At 52.8% G+C, this 15,144-nt stretch carries 9 protein-coding genes; 4 read left to right on the plus strand and 5 right to left on the minus strand.

The genetic code is table 11. The features are described from left to right. Nucleotides 1-234: 234 nt before the first annotated feature. The 3 genes from ACTNDI_RS12605 to ACTNDI_RS12615 all read right to left on the minus strand — a co-directional run bounded on the left by ACTNDI_RS12605 (nucleotide 235) and on the right by ACTNDI_RS12615 (nucleotide 4,148). Nucleotides 235-2,430, minus strand: a complete 2,196-nt coding sequence (locus tag ACTNDI_RS12605; protein ID WP_441101327.1) for a Tex family protein — start codon at nucleotides 2,428-2,430, stop codon at nucleotides 235-237. Between the two features lie 120 nt (nucleotides 2,431-2,550). Further along, a complete protein-coding gene (locus ACTNDI_RS12610; RefSeq protein ID WP_441101328.1) occupies nucleotides 2,551-3,228 on the minus strand; it encodes a class I SAM-dependent methyltransferase in 678 nt (225 codons plus the stop codon). Nucleotides 3,229-3,422: 194 nt separating this feature from the next. Next, complete coding sequence (locus ACTNDI_RS12615) at nucleotides 3,423-4,148, minus strand: cupin domain-containing protein (protein ID WP_441101329.1); 726 nt, start codon at nucleotides 4,146-4,148, stop codon at nucleotides 3,423-3,425. Between the two features lie 412 nt (nucleotides 4,149-4,560). Between ACTNDI_RS12615 and ACTNDI_RS12620 the strand changes: the two genes are divergently transcribed. From ACTNDI_RS12620 to ACTNDI_RS12635, 4 genes are all read left to right on the plus strand, one after another. After that, the gene (locus ACTNDI_RS12620) at nucleotides 4,561-5,730 is read left to right on the plus strand and encodes an ABC transporter ATP-binding protein (protein ID WP_441101330.1); all 1,170 of its coding nucleotides are present in this window, start codon (nucleotides 4,561-4,563) and stop codon (nucleotides 5,728-5,730) included. Continuing rightward, a complete protein-coding gene (locus ACTNDI_RS12625) occupies nucleotides 5,730-7,991 on the plus strand; it encodes a Gldg family protein (RefSeq protein ID WP_441101331.1) in 2,262 nt (753 codons plus the stop codon). The genes ACTNDI_RS12620 and ACTNDI_RS12625 overlap by 1 nt, the downstream gene beginning before the upstream one ends. 210 nt (nucleotides 7,992-8,201) lie before the next feature. After that, on the plus strand, nucleotides 8,202-8,840 hold the full coding sequence (locus ACTNDI_RS12630) for a DUF4340 domain-containing protein (protein WP_441101332.1): 639 nt from the start codon (nucleotides 8,202-8,204) through the stop codon (nucleotides 8,838-8,840). A gap of 220 nt (nucleotides 8,841-9,060) precedes the next feature. Then, nucleotides 9,061-10,206: a PDZ domain-containing protein gene (locus ACTNDI_RS12635; RefSeq protein WP_441101333.1), complete on the plus strand. Its 1,146-nt coding sequence runs from the start codon at nucleotides 9,061-9,063 to the stop codon at nucleotides 10,204-10,206. 373 nt (nucleotides 10,207-10,579) lie between these two features. Here ACTNDI_RS12635 and ACTNDI_RS12640 read toward each other — a convergent pair whose 3' ends face one another. Both ACTNDI_RS12640 and ACTNDI_RS12645 read right to left on the minus strand, forming a co-directional pair. Next, on the minus strand, nucleotides 10,580-11,950 hold the full coding sequence (locus ACTNDI_RS12640; protein ID WP_441101334.1) for an aspartate aminotransferase family protein: 1,371 nt from the start codon (nucleotides 11,948-11,950) through the stop codon (nucleotides 10,580-10,582). 201 nt (nucleotides 11,951-12,151) lie between these two features. Continuing rightward, nucleotides 12,152-14,920 carry a bifunctional amino acid transporter/iron-containing alcohol dehydrogenase gene (locus tag ACTNDI_RS12645; RefSeq protein WP_441101335.1) on the minus strand — a complete coding sequence of 923 codons (2,769 nt, stop codon included), beginning with the start codon at nucleotides 14,918-14,920 and terminating at the stop codon, nucleotides 12,152-12,154. Between the last annotated feature and the right edge of the window lie 224 nt (nucleotides 14,921-15,144).

The following is a 15,144-nucleotide window of genomic DNA, read 5'->3' on the forward strand; positions in this document are numbered from 1 at the left end:
TTTTACAGGCCAGTGTTTTGCCTACGGCTTCCTTCAGACCTCATCTCACGATGACGCCCTTGCTTTCAGCTGCATCCTTCCCACTGCCGGGCGGATCAGGGACTCTCACCCTTTAGAACGTGCGCCCGCCGGGCGCACCGTAAATAAGCCCCGGAAAGATTTCATTTCTTTCCGGGGCTTATTATCACTTATTTTTCACTTGCATTTATGGCACCGAATGATTCCATCGATATATCAGATCTTCATCGAAAGTCCGATCCGTTTTTTCTCGAGATCTACGCTGATGACCTTGACTTCTACGACATCCCCGACGGAGACAACATCGAGCGGGTGCTTTACAAACTTGTGGTCGGACATCTCGGAGATGTGCACCAGACCGTCCTGGTGAACACCGATGTCCACAAACGCGCCGAAATCGATGACATTGCGGACCGTTCCCTTGAGAACCATTCCGACCTTCAGATCCTCCATGCCGAGGACATCGCTCCGGAGGATCGGCTTCGGCATATCCTCACGGGGATCCCTTCCCGGCGCGTTCAGCTCCTTTACGATATCCCGCAGTGTCGGCTCGCCGATTCCGAGCTTTTCCGCCATCGAAGGATAATCCTTTACGACCACCTTCTGTCCGGATTTCCGGGTCTGTCCGGCTCCGGTAACCGCGGTCGACGCAAAGAGTTCTTCCTTGTTCAGACCGAGCTCGTCCACAAGGGCGTCCGCCGCGCCGTAGCTTTCCGGATGAACACCGGTATTGTCCAGCGGCTCGCTGCCTCCCGCAATCCGCATGAAGCCCGCGCACTGCTCAAAGGCCTTCGGTCCGAGCTTCGGAACCTTCAAGAGCTCCCTTCGGCTGACAAAGCGGCCGTTCTGCTCGCGAAACTCGACAATATTTTTTGCCAACGTCTTGCTGACGCCAGACACATGCTCCAGAAGAGGAGCAGATGCAGTATTCAGATCCACGCCCACGCGGTTTACACAGTCCTCGACCACGCCGCCGAGCGCCTCTCCGAGCCGCTTCTGATTCATGTCATGCTGATACTGGCCCACTCCGATCGCCTTCGGATCGATCTTGACAAGCTCGGCCAGCGGATCCTGGACCCGTCTTGCCATGGATGCAGCGCCTCTCTGTTCCACGTCAAAATCCGGGAACTCCTCGGCCGCCAGCTTGCTGGCGGAGTATACGGACGCGCCCGCCTCATTTGTGATCATATACTGCACCTTGCAGTCCGGAATCTCTTTCAGAAGATCCACAATGACCTGCTCGGACTCTCTGGACGCGGTTCCGTTTCCCAGTGAAATCAATGTGACATGATACTTCTGGATCCAGTTCTTGACCAGCTTCTTCGCCTCCTCCAGCTTGCGCTGATTCGGCTTCATGTTTGATGAAGGCGGAACCGGATAGATGATCGCCGTATCCAGCACTTTTCCGGTTTCATCCACAACTGCCAGCTTACAGCCGTGCGCATATCCGGGATCCCAGCCGAGAACGACCTGTCCGGCAATCGGGGGCTGCATCAGAAGCTGCTCCAGGTTTTTGTCAAAGACCTTGATCGCGCCGTCCTCAGCTTTTTCCGTCAGCTCACTGCGGATCTCCCGCTCAATTGCCGGCCCGATCAGTCTCTTGTAGCTGTCCTGCATGGCCGAGATCAGAACCGGCATCGTATACTGGTTGTTGCTTTTGATCAGCGTATGACCGATGAAGAGGATGATTTTTCTCACATCCACTTCAATTCGGACGGTCAGAATATTCTCCTTCTCTCCGCGGTTGATTGCGAGTACACGATAACCCGTAATCTTCGACACCGGTTCCTGAAAATCGTAATACATCTCGTAAACCGACTTCACCTCCGGATCCTTCGCCTGAGAAACAAGGATACCTGTCTTTCTCGTGAAGTTGCGGATTCCGGTGCGGAAATCCGCATTGTCGGAGATCATCTCCGCGATGATGTCTGAAGCGCCGGCAATTGCCTCCGCAGCGGTTTTCACACCTTTTTCCTCGCTGATAAAGGCCTTCGCCTCTTCCTCAACCGGTCGGGTAATCTTCTGCTCCAGGATGATCTGCGCCAGAGGCTCCAGTCCCTTCTCCTTCGCGACTACCGCGCGCGTCCGGCGCTTCTGCTTGTACGGCCGGTAGATATCCTCAAGAGACACCAGCGTTTCCGCGCCGTCAATCGCCTTTGACAGCTCGTCTGTCATCTTGCCCTGCTCTTCAATGGAAGACCGTACAGCTGCCTTTCTGTCCTCCAGATTTCGCAGATACCCCAGTCTCTCACTCAGATTACGAATCTGCTCGTCATTCAACTCCCCGTGCTTTTCCTTCCGGTAGCGGGCGATAAAAGGGATTGTGTTCCCCTCGTCAATCAGGCTGATCACCGCCTCCACCTGCCACGGCTCAATCTCCAGTTCCTTCGCAATCTGCTTTGCAATATCCATCGGTTCAATACTCCAATACTATTTTTTACTTTATTTCATGATACGCCTGTCAAAAGCATCACTGCTGACAGGGCAATCCTCAACATACTTTACTAGAAAATTCAGCGGTCGGCAAGTTCCTTACCGGATTCCTTCTACGGCAATCCAGTTCTCCCCGTCCTTTGTGTGAATCAGAACATCGGAGAAGCCGGCGTTACGGAACAGCGTCCGGTACTCTTCTGCCGTCGGGACTGTCATCTGATACCTGCGGATGTTTTCCTTCGCGCTTTCCGGCAGTCTGCCGTTGTCGTAGATGTCCGCGATCAGCATAAAGTGACCTCCCTGCTTCAGCACACGTCTGACCTCCTTCAAACTCTCCTGCGGGTCCGGCCAGAAATAGAAGCTTTCCACCGTTGTAATCACATCAAAAAATTCATCATCAAAAGGAAGTTCCTCCACAGACGCCTGCAGCACACACATTTTTCCATCAGAGACGTCTTCCTGATTCAGTTCCAGCGACTGATGCACAGACACCGCCGAATAGTCCACGCCCACGACATAACCGGCTCCTCTCACCGAAAGTCTGTGCAGCGTGGCCCCGCCCCCGCAGCCGATATCCATGACGACGTCCCGGGACTGCAACGTCAAAAAGTCCAGACCCCAGTTTGTCACGGCGTCATGGCTCTCATTCATGCGGTGCAGCATCTGTGCCCCGGCCTTCCCCGAAGGCTTCGCCGGATTGCCCTCCTCCGTGATCCTCTGCTCCTCTATACTTTTTCCCTGATCCTCACTGTATTGCTTATTGTCTTCCACTATCATTCATCTGACCTTCTTTACATCGCTTATAATGTTTGTGTTTGCTCTTGATACGTTCTGGAATCGCATATGCTCTCCCGGGACGTTTTCTCCCGGAACACTCTGATTTACATCATCCTCTGCCGGTCTCCCGGCGGCACCCTGATTTACATCATCTGCAATGAAACCGGCTTCTTCCCTGCCTTGAAGAGTATTTCTCAGATCATCACCACATTGTACTGCCTGTTCGTAATCATCAGCGCCAGGCATTCCTCATCGTCGGTCCGGAACCGTTCATTGACATAGCGCGGCGGAAACCAGATGAAATCTCCCTTCGTGCACACACCGAAGGAGGTCACCAGTCTGCCCCGGATGATGTAAAGTCCGTAAGCACAGGTGTATCTGTGGGCAGGTCTCTCAAAATCCGCCGGAAAACGGACATACTCCACCGTCATCCCGGTCTCGTGATCGATGAGCAGCGGCTTTGCGTAGAACCGGCTGCCGATCGGCTCCTCCTTTTCACACCAGATCTCGCTGTCGAAGGCAGGGAAAACTCTCAGCTGATTTTCCTCCTTATTCAGCTCCTGGATGACACGTTCCCTCCGGGATTCCTCTTCTCCCAGAAACTCGATGTCAAACGGCCGGTTTGCCACAAACAGAAAATGGCAGTCCTTTCCCGGTGCCGCCCCGTGGCCGCACGGATAACCGGCAGGATTCCAGATAAAGGTCTCCGGCTTAAAAACAGACTCACCCATCTGGAGGGCTCCGTCGATCACATAGATCCCGTGAGCACAATTGTGCCTGTGATCCGGCTTCCAGTACCCTTCCGGGTAATGTGAGAACCAGATCACCGCACCGTTCAGCGTATCATTGATCATCGGCTTGTACTCTGATCTGCAGCCGTCTCTGTCATCGCGGACGGTCCAGCCCTCCCTGTCATACACATTAAAAACCTTCGGTGATAATAATTGCATCGTTCTGCGCGCCATAATGTCTGATCTTCCCCTTGCATCGCCCCTGCGGGCTTACTGCCTTTTCTACAAATAGCCTGCGTGCTTACTATTCTTTCGATAATATCGTCTGCGTAGTTACTGGTCTTTCTATAACATACCCTGCAGGCTTACTGTTCTTTCCATAATTATAAGTATAAAACTCCCGGCGCCTCATTACAATCAATTGCTTTCGTACGAAATATCGCGCGCGGAACAGACTTCACAGTTTTTTCACAGTTGCATGCACAAAAGAACACATATTTTTTTTACTCTTTTTCATGGTGTGAAAATCGGCCTGTCTTCTCCCGCACAGGGAAACAGAGCCCGTTTCACGCATACACGACAATATGAAGGGAGTTACGAGATGATTGAAGTTGAACATCTGACGCGGCGCTTCGGCGATCACATTGCGGTAAATGACCTGAGCTTCACAGCGGAAAAAGGCACCATTTACGGCTTCCTCGGTCCGAACGGCGCGGGAAAATCCACGACCATGAATATGATGACCGGCTATCTGGCGCCGTCGTCCGGAACCGTTAAGATCGACGGTTTCGACATTCTGAAGCAGCCTGAGGATGCCAAGAAAAGAATCGGCTACCTGCCCGAGATTCCTCCGGTTTATCCGGATATGACGGTGAAGGAATACCTCTTTTTCGCGGCTGAACTGAAGGAAGTCCCGAAGGCGGACCGAGCGGGCGCCGTGGAAAATGCCATGCAGAAGACAGGCACAAAGGGCATGCAGAACCGCCTGATCAAAAACCTGTCAAAGGGATATAAGCAGCGTGTCGGACTGGCGCAGGCCATCATTAACAATCCGGAGATCATCATTCTGGACGAGCCGACCGTCGGACTTGATCCCGAGCAGCAGAAGGAGATGTTCGACTATGTCAGAACGCTCCGGAAGGATCACATCATCATCCTGAGTTCTCACATTCTCTCCGACGTCAGCAGTCTCTGCGATTACGTATGGATTATCAACAAGGGACAGCTTGTCGCCAGTGATAAGCCGGAGAATCTCCGCACGGCCATGAGCCATAAGCAGGAGGTCATCATCGACGTTCTCGGAGACAATGAGCAGACCCTGGGCGACGCGCTTCGCCGCATTGATCTGGTATCCGGCGTAAACGTCTCTGTCGCAAAGGATCCCGGAAAGGGCGCACCTCTCCAGCTTCACGCGGTCATTCACTCGGAACAGACGCTGGATATCCGTCCGGCCATTTCCCAGGCTGTATTCGGCGCTGGGATGTATTTCCTGTCCATGAATCAGAGCGAACGCTCTCTGGAAGATGTCTTCCTGTCTCTTACCAGTGATGACGCACGCCCCACTTCTGATCGCAAGCGCACCGGAAAGCATAGCCCGGATTCCGGCGCTTCGGATGACAAGAGTGCCGCAAAGCACAGCCCGGATTCCGACGCTTCGGATGACAAAAGTGCCGCGAAGCACAGCCCGGATTCCGACGCTTCGGATGACAAGAGTGCCGCGAAGCACAGCCCGGATCCTGCGGATTCTGATCACAAGGAGGTGTCTGACTGATGAAGGCAATTGCAAAGAAAGATTTTCAATCAAACTTTCATTCCGTAACGGGCTGGCTTTTTATCGCCGTATTCTGGGCCTTCCTGTCATTTTTTGTATCGAACTATAATTTTCTGAGCCTGAGCTCAGACATCACGGGAACTATCAGCACCGTCGAGATCATTTTCCTGATCCTGATGCCGATCCTCTGCATGCGTTCCTTCTCTGAGGAACAGCGCCAGAAGACGGACCAGATTCTCTTCACCGCCCCGGTATCCGTGGGACAGGTCGTATTCCAGAAATTCCTGGCTCTGGCGGAAATCTACACAATTCCTACTCTGATGACCTGCATCTATCCTCTGATCCTGTCGGCATTCGGAAAAGTATCCTTTGGATCGGATTATATCGCCATCCTCGGCATGTGGCTCTACGGACTGGCCTGCATCGCGATTTGTGTTTTTGCGTCCTCTCTGACAGAAAACCCGATCATCGCGGCCGTTCTGTCTTTCCTCTTCCTCTTCGTGATGTATCTGATCCCGACCATTCAGAACATGGTCTCTTCCAATACCGTACTCACGAAATTCCTGACCGCCATCAATGTCCGGGGGCAGTTTGAGAACTTCCTCTCCGGAAGTCTGAACATCACCGCGATCATCTATATGGCAACCGTTATCTTGCTCTTCCTGTTCCTGACCACGCAGATTATCCAGAAGAGAAGGTATTCTATTTCGAAAAAAACGATCTCCTTCGGAGCGTACAGCTCGGTCATGATCGTCGTTGTTCTCGCCATCACCGTTATCGTGAACCTGGCAGTCACAAAGCTTCCGGATTCGATGCAGAATATTGACGTCACCTCAAGTCGTCTCTACTCCCTCACCGACGATACGAAGAATCTCGTCTCCGGCCTGAAGGACGATGTCACAATCTATGTGCTTGACAAGGAAAGTGCATCCGACAAGACCTTGAATAAAACACTGAAGAGTTATGAGGCTTTATCGAAGCATATCAAGGTCAGCTACGTCGATCCTGCGGAAAATCCGACCTTTATCCAAAAGTACACTGATGATTCTTCCAAGGTCTATATGAACTCTCTGATCGTCACCTGCGGTGACAAGAGCAAGATTGTCAATTTCAGCGATGTGTATGAGACCTCCACGGATTACACCACCTATTCCCAGAAAACTACGGGATATGACGGTGAAGGCCAGATCACCTCTGCCATTGACTATGTCACAAGCGACAGCAATCCGGTCATCTACACATTGACCGGGCACAACGAAACTGCCCTGTCCAGTACTTTCACAGATGCCGTAAGCAAAATGAACATCACGGTACAGGATCTGGATTTCATGCAGAACGACAGTGTCCCGGATGACGCACAGGCAGTCATCATCAACGCGCCGACCTCTGACCTGTCCTCTGACGATCTGAAGAAACTCGAGGATTACTTCAATAAAGGAGGAAATGTCATCGCGGTCACAAACTATGAGGCGACCGGCGATATGACGAATTACAAGGCGCTTCTGTCCTACTTTGGAATCTCGCTGAATGACGGCGTTGTTCTGGACAGCGACAGCAGCCGCTACTATCAGTATCCCTCCTACCTTCTCCCGAATGTGGAGAGCGACGATATCACCTCCGGTATCACAAACGGATACATCATGTCGCCGTTTTCTCAGGAGATCACCTACGACAGCTCCAACAGCCAGGTTGCATACACACCTCTTCTGCAAACCTCAGAGAGCGCGTATGTGCACAGCAGTGTTTCAAGCGAGTCCGACATGGAGCAAACCGACAGCGATCAGCTTGCCGCGCGAATCGTCGGTCTGAAGGCAGTCAAGACAATCAGCGGTTCAGATGGAAGCGCCGCAGACAACACCGTGACCAGCTCATCGACAGCGAACGGCGTATCCGGAACCTCGTCATCCTCGGAGGCGGTATCCGGAAGCTCGGCGGCGGAAAGCGTATCCAGCAGTTCCTCGGCGGAAAGCAGCACAGATACCATTACCTCAACGGCGGTCGTGTATACGTCCCCGTACATCTTCAACGATAACGCAAACCAGATGGTTTCCGGCTCCAACCTGTCGCTCTTCAGCGGCTCGATCAGCGCTATGACCTCCGACACGACGACGATTTCCATCCCGTCAAAGTCCATGGACAACACCACCATCACCATGGCCACACGCACCGCTGTCCTTCTCACCATCCTGTTTGTCATCCTGATCCCGGTTGTTCTTCTGGCCTTCGGAATCACAATCTGGGTTATCCGCAGGAAAAAATAAAACGCTTCCGTTCCTGCCCTGCATTCCTCCCCGAAGGAGAGAAAAAAGCAGGACAGGACCCGGCTGTATATACAGCTCAGGCTGGATACAGCAGCGACTGGATGCAGCACCGGCTGAGTACAGCACCGACTGGATACAGTACGGACCGGATACAGCACGGACAGCAGACAACAGCAGACAAGACATTATGATTAGAACGGATGAGATAAAATGAAAAAACAGAAAATTCAGCTGATTACTCTTCTGGTCATTCTGGGGTGCGCCATTGGCGCCTATTTTGCCGCAAAGGCTTACAGCGCCCACAAGGAAGCAACTGAAAAGAGTACCTCCTATACCGCACTCTCCCTCTCGGACGATGATATCTCCGGAATTAAGAACATTACCGCAACCAATGACGCCGGCGGATTCAACGTCAATCATGACGCTGACACCGACACCTGGAGTTTTGCCGACTTCCCGGATGAAAAGGTGGATACCACACAGATCAAGACCATGACCGATGCGCTCTCGGATCTCAGCTCGGACAACGAAATCACAGATGTGACAGACTTCACGCAGTATGGTCTCGACAGTCCGGTCATGACAATCACGATTACCCTCTCAGACGGCTCAACGCATAAGCTTGAGGTTGGCGACTACAACAGCCAGATCTCTGAGTACTATCTGCGCGTCGATGACGCGGATACGGTCTACACCATATCCTCGACGATCTACAGTGACTTTAACCTGACGACCTCGAATCTCGTGGCCTCCACATCTTCCTCTTCGAGCGAAGATACACCAACGGAAGCTGTCTCGGGATCATCCGCTGCCGGCACTTCAGCCACGTCGACATCCGCATCCAGCTAAAATCCTTCGGCTGCAGTCTGAAAAAGCTTCCGGGATACCGGCAATTCTGCCGGCGCCGGGAGCTTTTCCGTTCTACATCGGATTTTCACCCTGTGTTCACTTATTTTTCACGTTTATTTTCTATTATTATAACCATTAGATGTGATTGACATACCACAGATATTGAAAATAACCGGATGAACAAAAGAGGTCTGCATCCGATCGAAGGGAGACATGAATCATGTATGATGACCAGAATAATAATGAGATGAATCAGAACAACACAGGCAGCCAGAGCAGTAACGCAATGGGGCAGGACAGCAGCGAAACAAACCATAATAACGCGAATGGCGCTGCAGATTCATCCGCACAGAACAACGGAACAAACCAGGGCAATCCCAATCCCTGGGGAAGCCAGAACTCTGACACTTCCTCCGGAAGCCGCAATCCGTGGAGCAATAACGGAAACGGCAACCCCTACGTTGGAAACGGCGGCAGCTCCTGGAACAGTAACGGAAACAGCAATGGGTCTACGGGAAACGGCCCATGGAACGGCAATGCCGGCAATGGTTCCGCCGGAAACGGCCCATGGAACGGCAATGGCAGTAATGGTTCCGCCGGAAACGGCCCATGGAACGGCAATGGCAGTAATGGTTCTGCCGGAAATGGCCCATGGAACAACAATGCCGGCAATGGTCCCTGGAACAGCAATCCCTACGCCAATGGAGGATGCAGACACCACAGCGGCACCGGGAAGAAAATCGGATTCACCGTTCTCACCGGAGCCGTCGCAGGTGTTGTGGCAGCGGGGATCCTGTCTCTGACAATTCCGGCTGCCATAAGCAGCTCAATGGACAGGGCAGCGTCAAAGATCGAGAAATCCATCGAATCGGATCTTTCCGATAACCTGCCTGATTTCAGTCAGGACAACGGAGGCTTCCAGCTTCCGGGACAAAACAACTCCGGAAACAACGGTAATGACAATGATTCCGACAGCGGCAATTCCGATCAGAACAGCGTGGACAGCAGTTCCGACGATTCCTCCTCGGTAAATGAAAACGCCGGCTTCCTTGGAATAACCTGCGCGGACATTGATTCCCTGACCGATGTCGATACCTCCGGTTATCCGGACGGCGTATATGTCAAGACCGTCCTCTCCGGAAGCCCCGCATCTCTTGCCGGCCTTAAGGAGGGAGATATCATCACGGCTGTTGATGGTACCTCGGTCAGCTCCTATGACGAGCTCAAGAAAATCATCTCCGGACATTCCTCCGGTGACAAGATCAAGCTCACCATCGAGCGTCAGGCCGGTGATGATTGGAAGACCTCCACGCACGATGCCACACTGATCTCCTACGCGGAAGCACAGGGAGAATCACAGGGCTAACCTCTTGGAAACGCAGACCAGGCTCGTCACACACGAAGCTTATGTAAGAGACCGGATGCGATTTCGGAGACAGCAGGTATCAGAGAGACTGGATCCGATTTCGAACTCTGCAGGTATCAGAGAAACCGGAGCCAATCTCGAAGTCAGCAGGTGCCTGAAAAACCGGATCCGATTTCAAAAACAGCAGGTATAACGAAGAAGCGGGAGCACGCGGTATCTGACCGGCATGCTCCCGCCCCTGTTAAATATATATATTTTGTACGAAGTACCCTCTTCATGCCGCGCAGCCGGTGTCGTGCTCTTCTGTCATAAGGCGAACCTTCATCCGGCTCCATCCCTTCAATGACTGCGCGGTCTCATCACGGATCCTTGATTACAGACCCATTGCAAGTGCTTCCTTGATGGACTCCTCGAAGATCTCAAGTCCTTTCTTTGTCTGCTCATCTGTCATTACGAGCGGTGCCAGGAAACGAACAATGTTGCTTGCTGTTCCTGCATTCTCAATCAGAAGTCCCTTCTGAAGCGCGCACTGAATCAGGTTTGCAGTGAACTTTGTTGCAGGCTCCTTTGTCTCCGGATCTCTTACGAACTCGATACCGATCATCGCTCCAAGACCACGGACATCGCCGATCACCGGATATTTCTTCTGAAGCTCCTTGTATCCTCCCATAATCATCTCGCCGATATGTCTTGCCTTTGCCGGGAAGTCATCTCTCAGATAGATCTCCATTACCTTGTTGCCTGCAGCGACAGAAACCGGGTTGCCGCAATAGGTACCGCCGATGGTTCCTGCCGGAACAGCGTCCATGATCTCTGCTCTTGCGGTGATTGCGCTGAGCGGCATGCCTGCAGCGATAGATTTCGCGGTTGTAACGATATCCGGAGCAGCTCCCGCCTCAGCCCAGTACTCAGACGCGAAATATTTTCCGGTACGGCAGTTTCCGCACTGAACCTCATCAGCGATCAGCAGGATTCCATTGTCATCGCAGATCTTGCGGACCGCCTTTACCCATTCGATCGGAGCCGGGATGAATCCGCCCTCGCCCTGAAGAGGCTCAACAATCATACATGCAACTTCATTTGCCGGGATTCCTTCGTCGAATACCTTTTTCAATCCGTTCAGATAGTACTCGATCGCCTCTTCCTCGCTGTATCCCTTCGGTGCGCGGTACAGGTACGGATACGGCGCACGATAGATCTCAGCCGGGAAGGGTCCCATGCCCTGTGCGAATGCCTTCTTCGCGGTCAGTGCCATCGTCAGGTTTGTACGTCCGTGGAAAGCGCCGGTGAAGCAGATCACGCCTCCGCGGTGTGTATAGGATTTTGCAACCTTGATTGCGTTCTCATCACACTCGGCACCGGAGTTTGCAAAATAGGTCTTCTTCACATCTCCGCGGCACGGGATCAGTTTGTTCAGTCCCTCAGCCAGCTTTATATATCCTTCATGACAGATGACGTTGAAGATTGTGTGGAAATATTTCTCGGACTGCTCCTTGACCGCTTCGATGACTTCCGGATGAGAATATCCGATGTTCAGTACGCCCACACCGCCGATCCAGTCAAGGAACTCGTTGCCGTCAACATCCTTCACAATCGGGCCTGCGCCGCGCTCGATAACGACCGGATAAGTCTGGCCGCACAGAGCCTTTGGAACCGCCGCATCTCTTCTGTCCAGAATAGCCTTTGCCTTCGGTCCCGGAACCTGACCAGTTACAATCTTCGGTAAATCTTCTGCTAATGCCATTTTCTTTTCCTCCTGTACAAAAAAATATTTAACATATATATCTGGTATGGAGCACGGGATCTTTGGAAATTCCACTGTCCCGTGTCCGTGCCTTCTTTAGAAAAATAAACGAAATACCTGTTTTGTGAACTGCACTCATCGACCTGACGATCACATCATCGATCAGATAAATACATCATCGCCTGAACCAATGCCGTTGTTTCAGGCGGTGCGTGCGAGATTCAGCGACTCTCCGTGAAGAGCTCTCTGGTAAATCTCCGCCACATCCTCCTCGGCGAGCATTGTCGGGTTATTATCGATGTTTGCCTTCGATACTTTGAAGCAGTTCTGTGTCAGCCACGGGATATCTCCCTCAGTGACTCCCAGATCCTCCAGTGTGATGTTCAGATCAAGCTCCCTGAGCAGGGTGCGCACCTTCTCGGCACAATCCTCTGCCGTGTAGCCCCCGAGCATTCTCGAAAGCTTTCCATATTTGAAACGGTTTCCCTCCCAGGAAGCTGCAATCGCGTAAGGCGTGATGGCAGCAAGTCCTGCGCCGTGTGTTACATTTTTCAGACCGCTGACCGGATGCTCCATCGCATGGGCAAGGGTGACTCCGGCGGTATTGATGACCATTCCGCCGATGGTGCTGGCGATTGACATTGCCTCCCATGCTTCTCTGCTTTCCTTTCCCTGATACAGATCCACCAGATTACCGACAATCAGCGGGATTGCGTACATGCAGAGCGCATCGGTAAAGGGCTGTGATTTTCTGGCTGTATAAGCCTCCATGCAGTGACACAGGGCATCAAATCCGACAGAAGCAAGCACCTTCTTCGGCATCGTCATCATATTCTCCGGATCTACAATCGATGCCTTTGCAACGATCGCCGGGCTGCGGAGCGACTTCTTGTCTCCGGTTTCCGGGTTCGTGAACACCGCGAAACCATTTCCCTCGGATCCTGTTCCGCATGTTGTGGGGATCAGCACGAGCGGAAGTGCCTGATCACTCGACCTCCGATTGTAGATGTAATCGTCAAACGCTCCGTCATTGACTGCCATGAATGCCATGCCCTTGGCTGCGTCCATGATGCTTCCTCCGCCGATGCCGACAACCACATCGCAGCCTTCCTGCTTCGCGAGGTCCGCGCCCTCCTGTGCCGTTGTGGTGAGCGGGTTCGCGGTAACCTTGTCATACAGAACGGTCTCCAGGCCGGCTTCCTGCAGGCTGTCACGGACTCTGTCAAGCAGTCCGGATTTCTTCGCGCTGGAACGTCCCGTGACAATCAGTGCCTTATGTCCATACTTCCCGGCCAGCGCTCCGGCCTCCTTTGTTTTTCCATATCCGAACACGAGGTTCACCGGCAGGAAATACTGGAAGGTATCCGGAATTGCTGAAGCATCCCGAAGCATTTCGGCTCCGGCTGCATTGAATGCTTTTGCTTTCGCGAAATCCGGAGAAATGGTCTTTGATGCCATCGCCGGCGCCGGCTCTGCGCCCGCCTCTGCGGCTGCGATTCCGGCCGCTGCCTGACGTTCTCTCGCCGCCTCGGCATCCAGCTCATCGTTTGCCACATCGACAAGAGTTCCGAACTTCTCGCCGTACTTCACCTTGCAGACCGCATACAGAACAACTCCGAACGCTCCCCATCCTCCTGCGATTACCCACTCGGGAAGAGAAAGCGTAGCGCCGGTTCCCGGAAGGATGTACATCAGCACCATGAAACCGGAAAGAACAATGGCGAAAAAGCCGACAACCTTGTAGTGCTTTACCTTATAGGGTCTCGGCATTTCCGGAGACTTTTTCCGCAGAATCACGAAGGACATCGCAACCATGCAGTAAGCAAGACAGCAGGCGAGGTTTCCCGCGTCAACGATCCACACCAGCATCTTTCTTCCCGCAAAAGGTGCCAGGCAGCTGAGTACGCCGATCAGAACCAGAGAGGTAATCGGCGTCTTGTATTTCTCATGAAGCTTCCCGAAAAACTTCGGGATCATATAGGACTCTGCCATGGAATACATCGCACGGCTTCCACCGATCAGGAAAGAGTTCCAGCTCGTTACAATTCCGCACATTCCGCCGACGATCAGTACCTTCGCCATCACCGATGTCTTGAACGCCGCAGCCATCGCATCCGCTGTCACCAGACCGGATCCGCTGGAGGCAGAAGCGGCGATCGCGCCGGAATTCATGACGTAGCCGACTGCAAAAATAACCAGAGCATAGAACGCAACGGCAAGTACGATAGAAAGCAGAAGCATCTTCGCGATTTTTTTCAGCGGAACATTGATCTCCTCCGCCGCCTGCGGGATAACGTCAAAACCAATGAAATAGAAGGGGCTCATCATGGCCACGCGCAGGATATTCCGCGCGATTCCGCTTCCGGATCCCACAAACATCTGACCTTCCAGATTGGCCGGGCTTCCGGTAATAACCGAAGCCACAATCAGGAGAATTCCCGCACCTCCGATAATAACGGTGAGGACCGTCTGCAGGACGGCCGCTGTTTTCGCGCCGCGGATATTGATATAGGTAATAAAAATCGACATCGCAACCGCAACCGCAAGCCAGGATGCATATACCTTGAAACCACCGACCGTATACAGATAACCCTTCAGGAATCCGGGATAGATGTAGGTGATAATCGTCGGAAGCGCGCAGGCCTCGAAGCATACGACACTGACGTATCCGAGGATGATCGCCCAGCTGCAGACAAATGAGCCATTCGCGCCCATTGCCTTGAAGCTGAATACGTGCTCGCCGCCGCACTCAGGCATCGCGGGCGTCAGCTCCGCATAAGTAAGGCCGATGAAGAATATCATCACGCCGCCGAGAACGAATCCCAGAACGGCGCCAAGTACTCCGCCTCTCTCGATCCAGTCACCGGTAGAGACTACCCAGCCCCAGCCGATCATCGCGCCGAACGCAATAACCAGGATATCCCACGCGCTGAAAACCTTCGTAAATTCCGATTCTTTTTTGCTCTCCATACCTGCCTCCTTTTCTTTCCGGATTCTCTGTGCTGTCCGAACGAGATAAAACACGCTGTGCGAGTTTTATCTCGCTATCGCGACGCTCGCCGCACACGAATACTTCGCATTCGGCTGCGGCTCACTGTTCGCGTAAATACAAGGAAAGGCGCCCAGACAGATCCATATATCTGTCCGGACGCCCTTGTCCATCTTCCATCGATTGAATTCGTATGCTCTGCAAG

Source organism: Bilifractor sp. HCP3S3_D3 (assembly GCF_052063915.1).
Classification (GTDB): Bacteria; Bacillota; Clostridia; order Lachnospirales; family Lachnospiraceae; genus Bilifractor.

Bases quoted from the DNA above. Each gene is read 5' to 3' on its own strand.
- ACTNDI_RS12605 (WP_441101327.1), bottom strand. From the start codon at position 2,430: ATGGATATTGCAAAGCAGATTGCGAAGGAACTGGAGATTGAGCCGTGG.
- ACTNDI_RS12610 (WP_441101328.1), bottom strand. From the start codon at position 3,228: ATGATAGTGGAAGACAATAAGCAATACAGTGAGGATCAGGGAAAAAGT.
- ACTNDI_RS12620 (WP_441101330.1), top strand. From the start codon at position 4,561: ATGATTGAAGTTGAACATCTGACGCGGCGCTTCGGCGATCACATTGCG.
- ACTNDI_RS12625 (WP_441101331.1), top strand. From the start codon at position 5,730: ATGAAGGCAATTGCAAAGAAAGATTTTCAATCAAACTTTCATTCCGTA.
- ACTNDI_RS12630 (WP_441101332.1), top strand. From the start codon at position 8,202: ATGAAAAAACAGAAAATTCAGCTGATTACTCTTCTGGTCATTCTGGGG.
- ACTNDI_RS12635 (WP_441101333.1), top strand. From the start codon at position 9,061: ATGTATGATGACCAGAATAATAATGAGATGAATCAGAACAACACAGGC.
- ACTNDI_RS12640 (WP_441101334.1), bottom strand. From the start codon at position 11,950: ATGGCATTAGCAGAAGATTTACCGAAGATTGTAACTGGTCAGGTTCCG.
- ACTNDI_RS12645 (WP_441101335.1), bottom strand. From the start codon at position 14,920: ATGGAGAGCAAAAAAGAATCGGAATTTACGAAGGTTTTCAGCGCGTGG.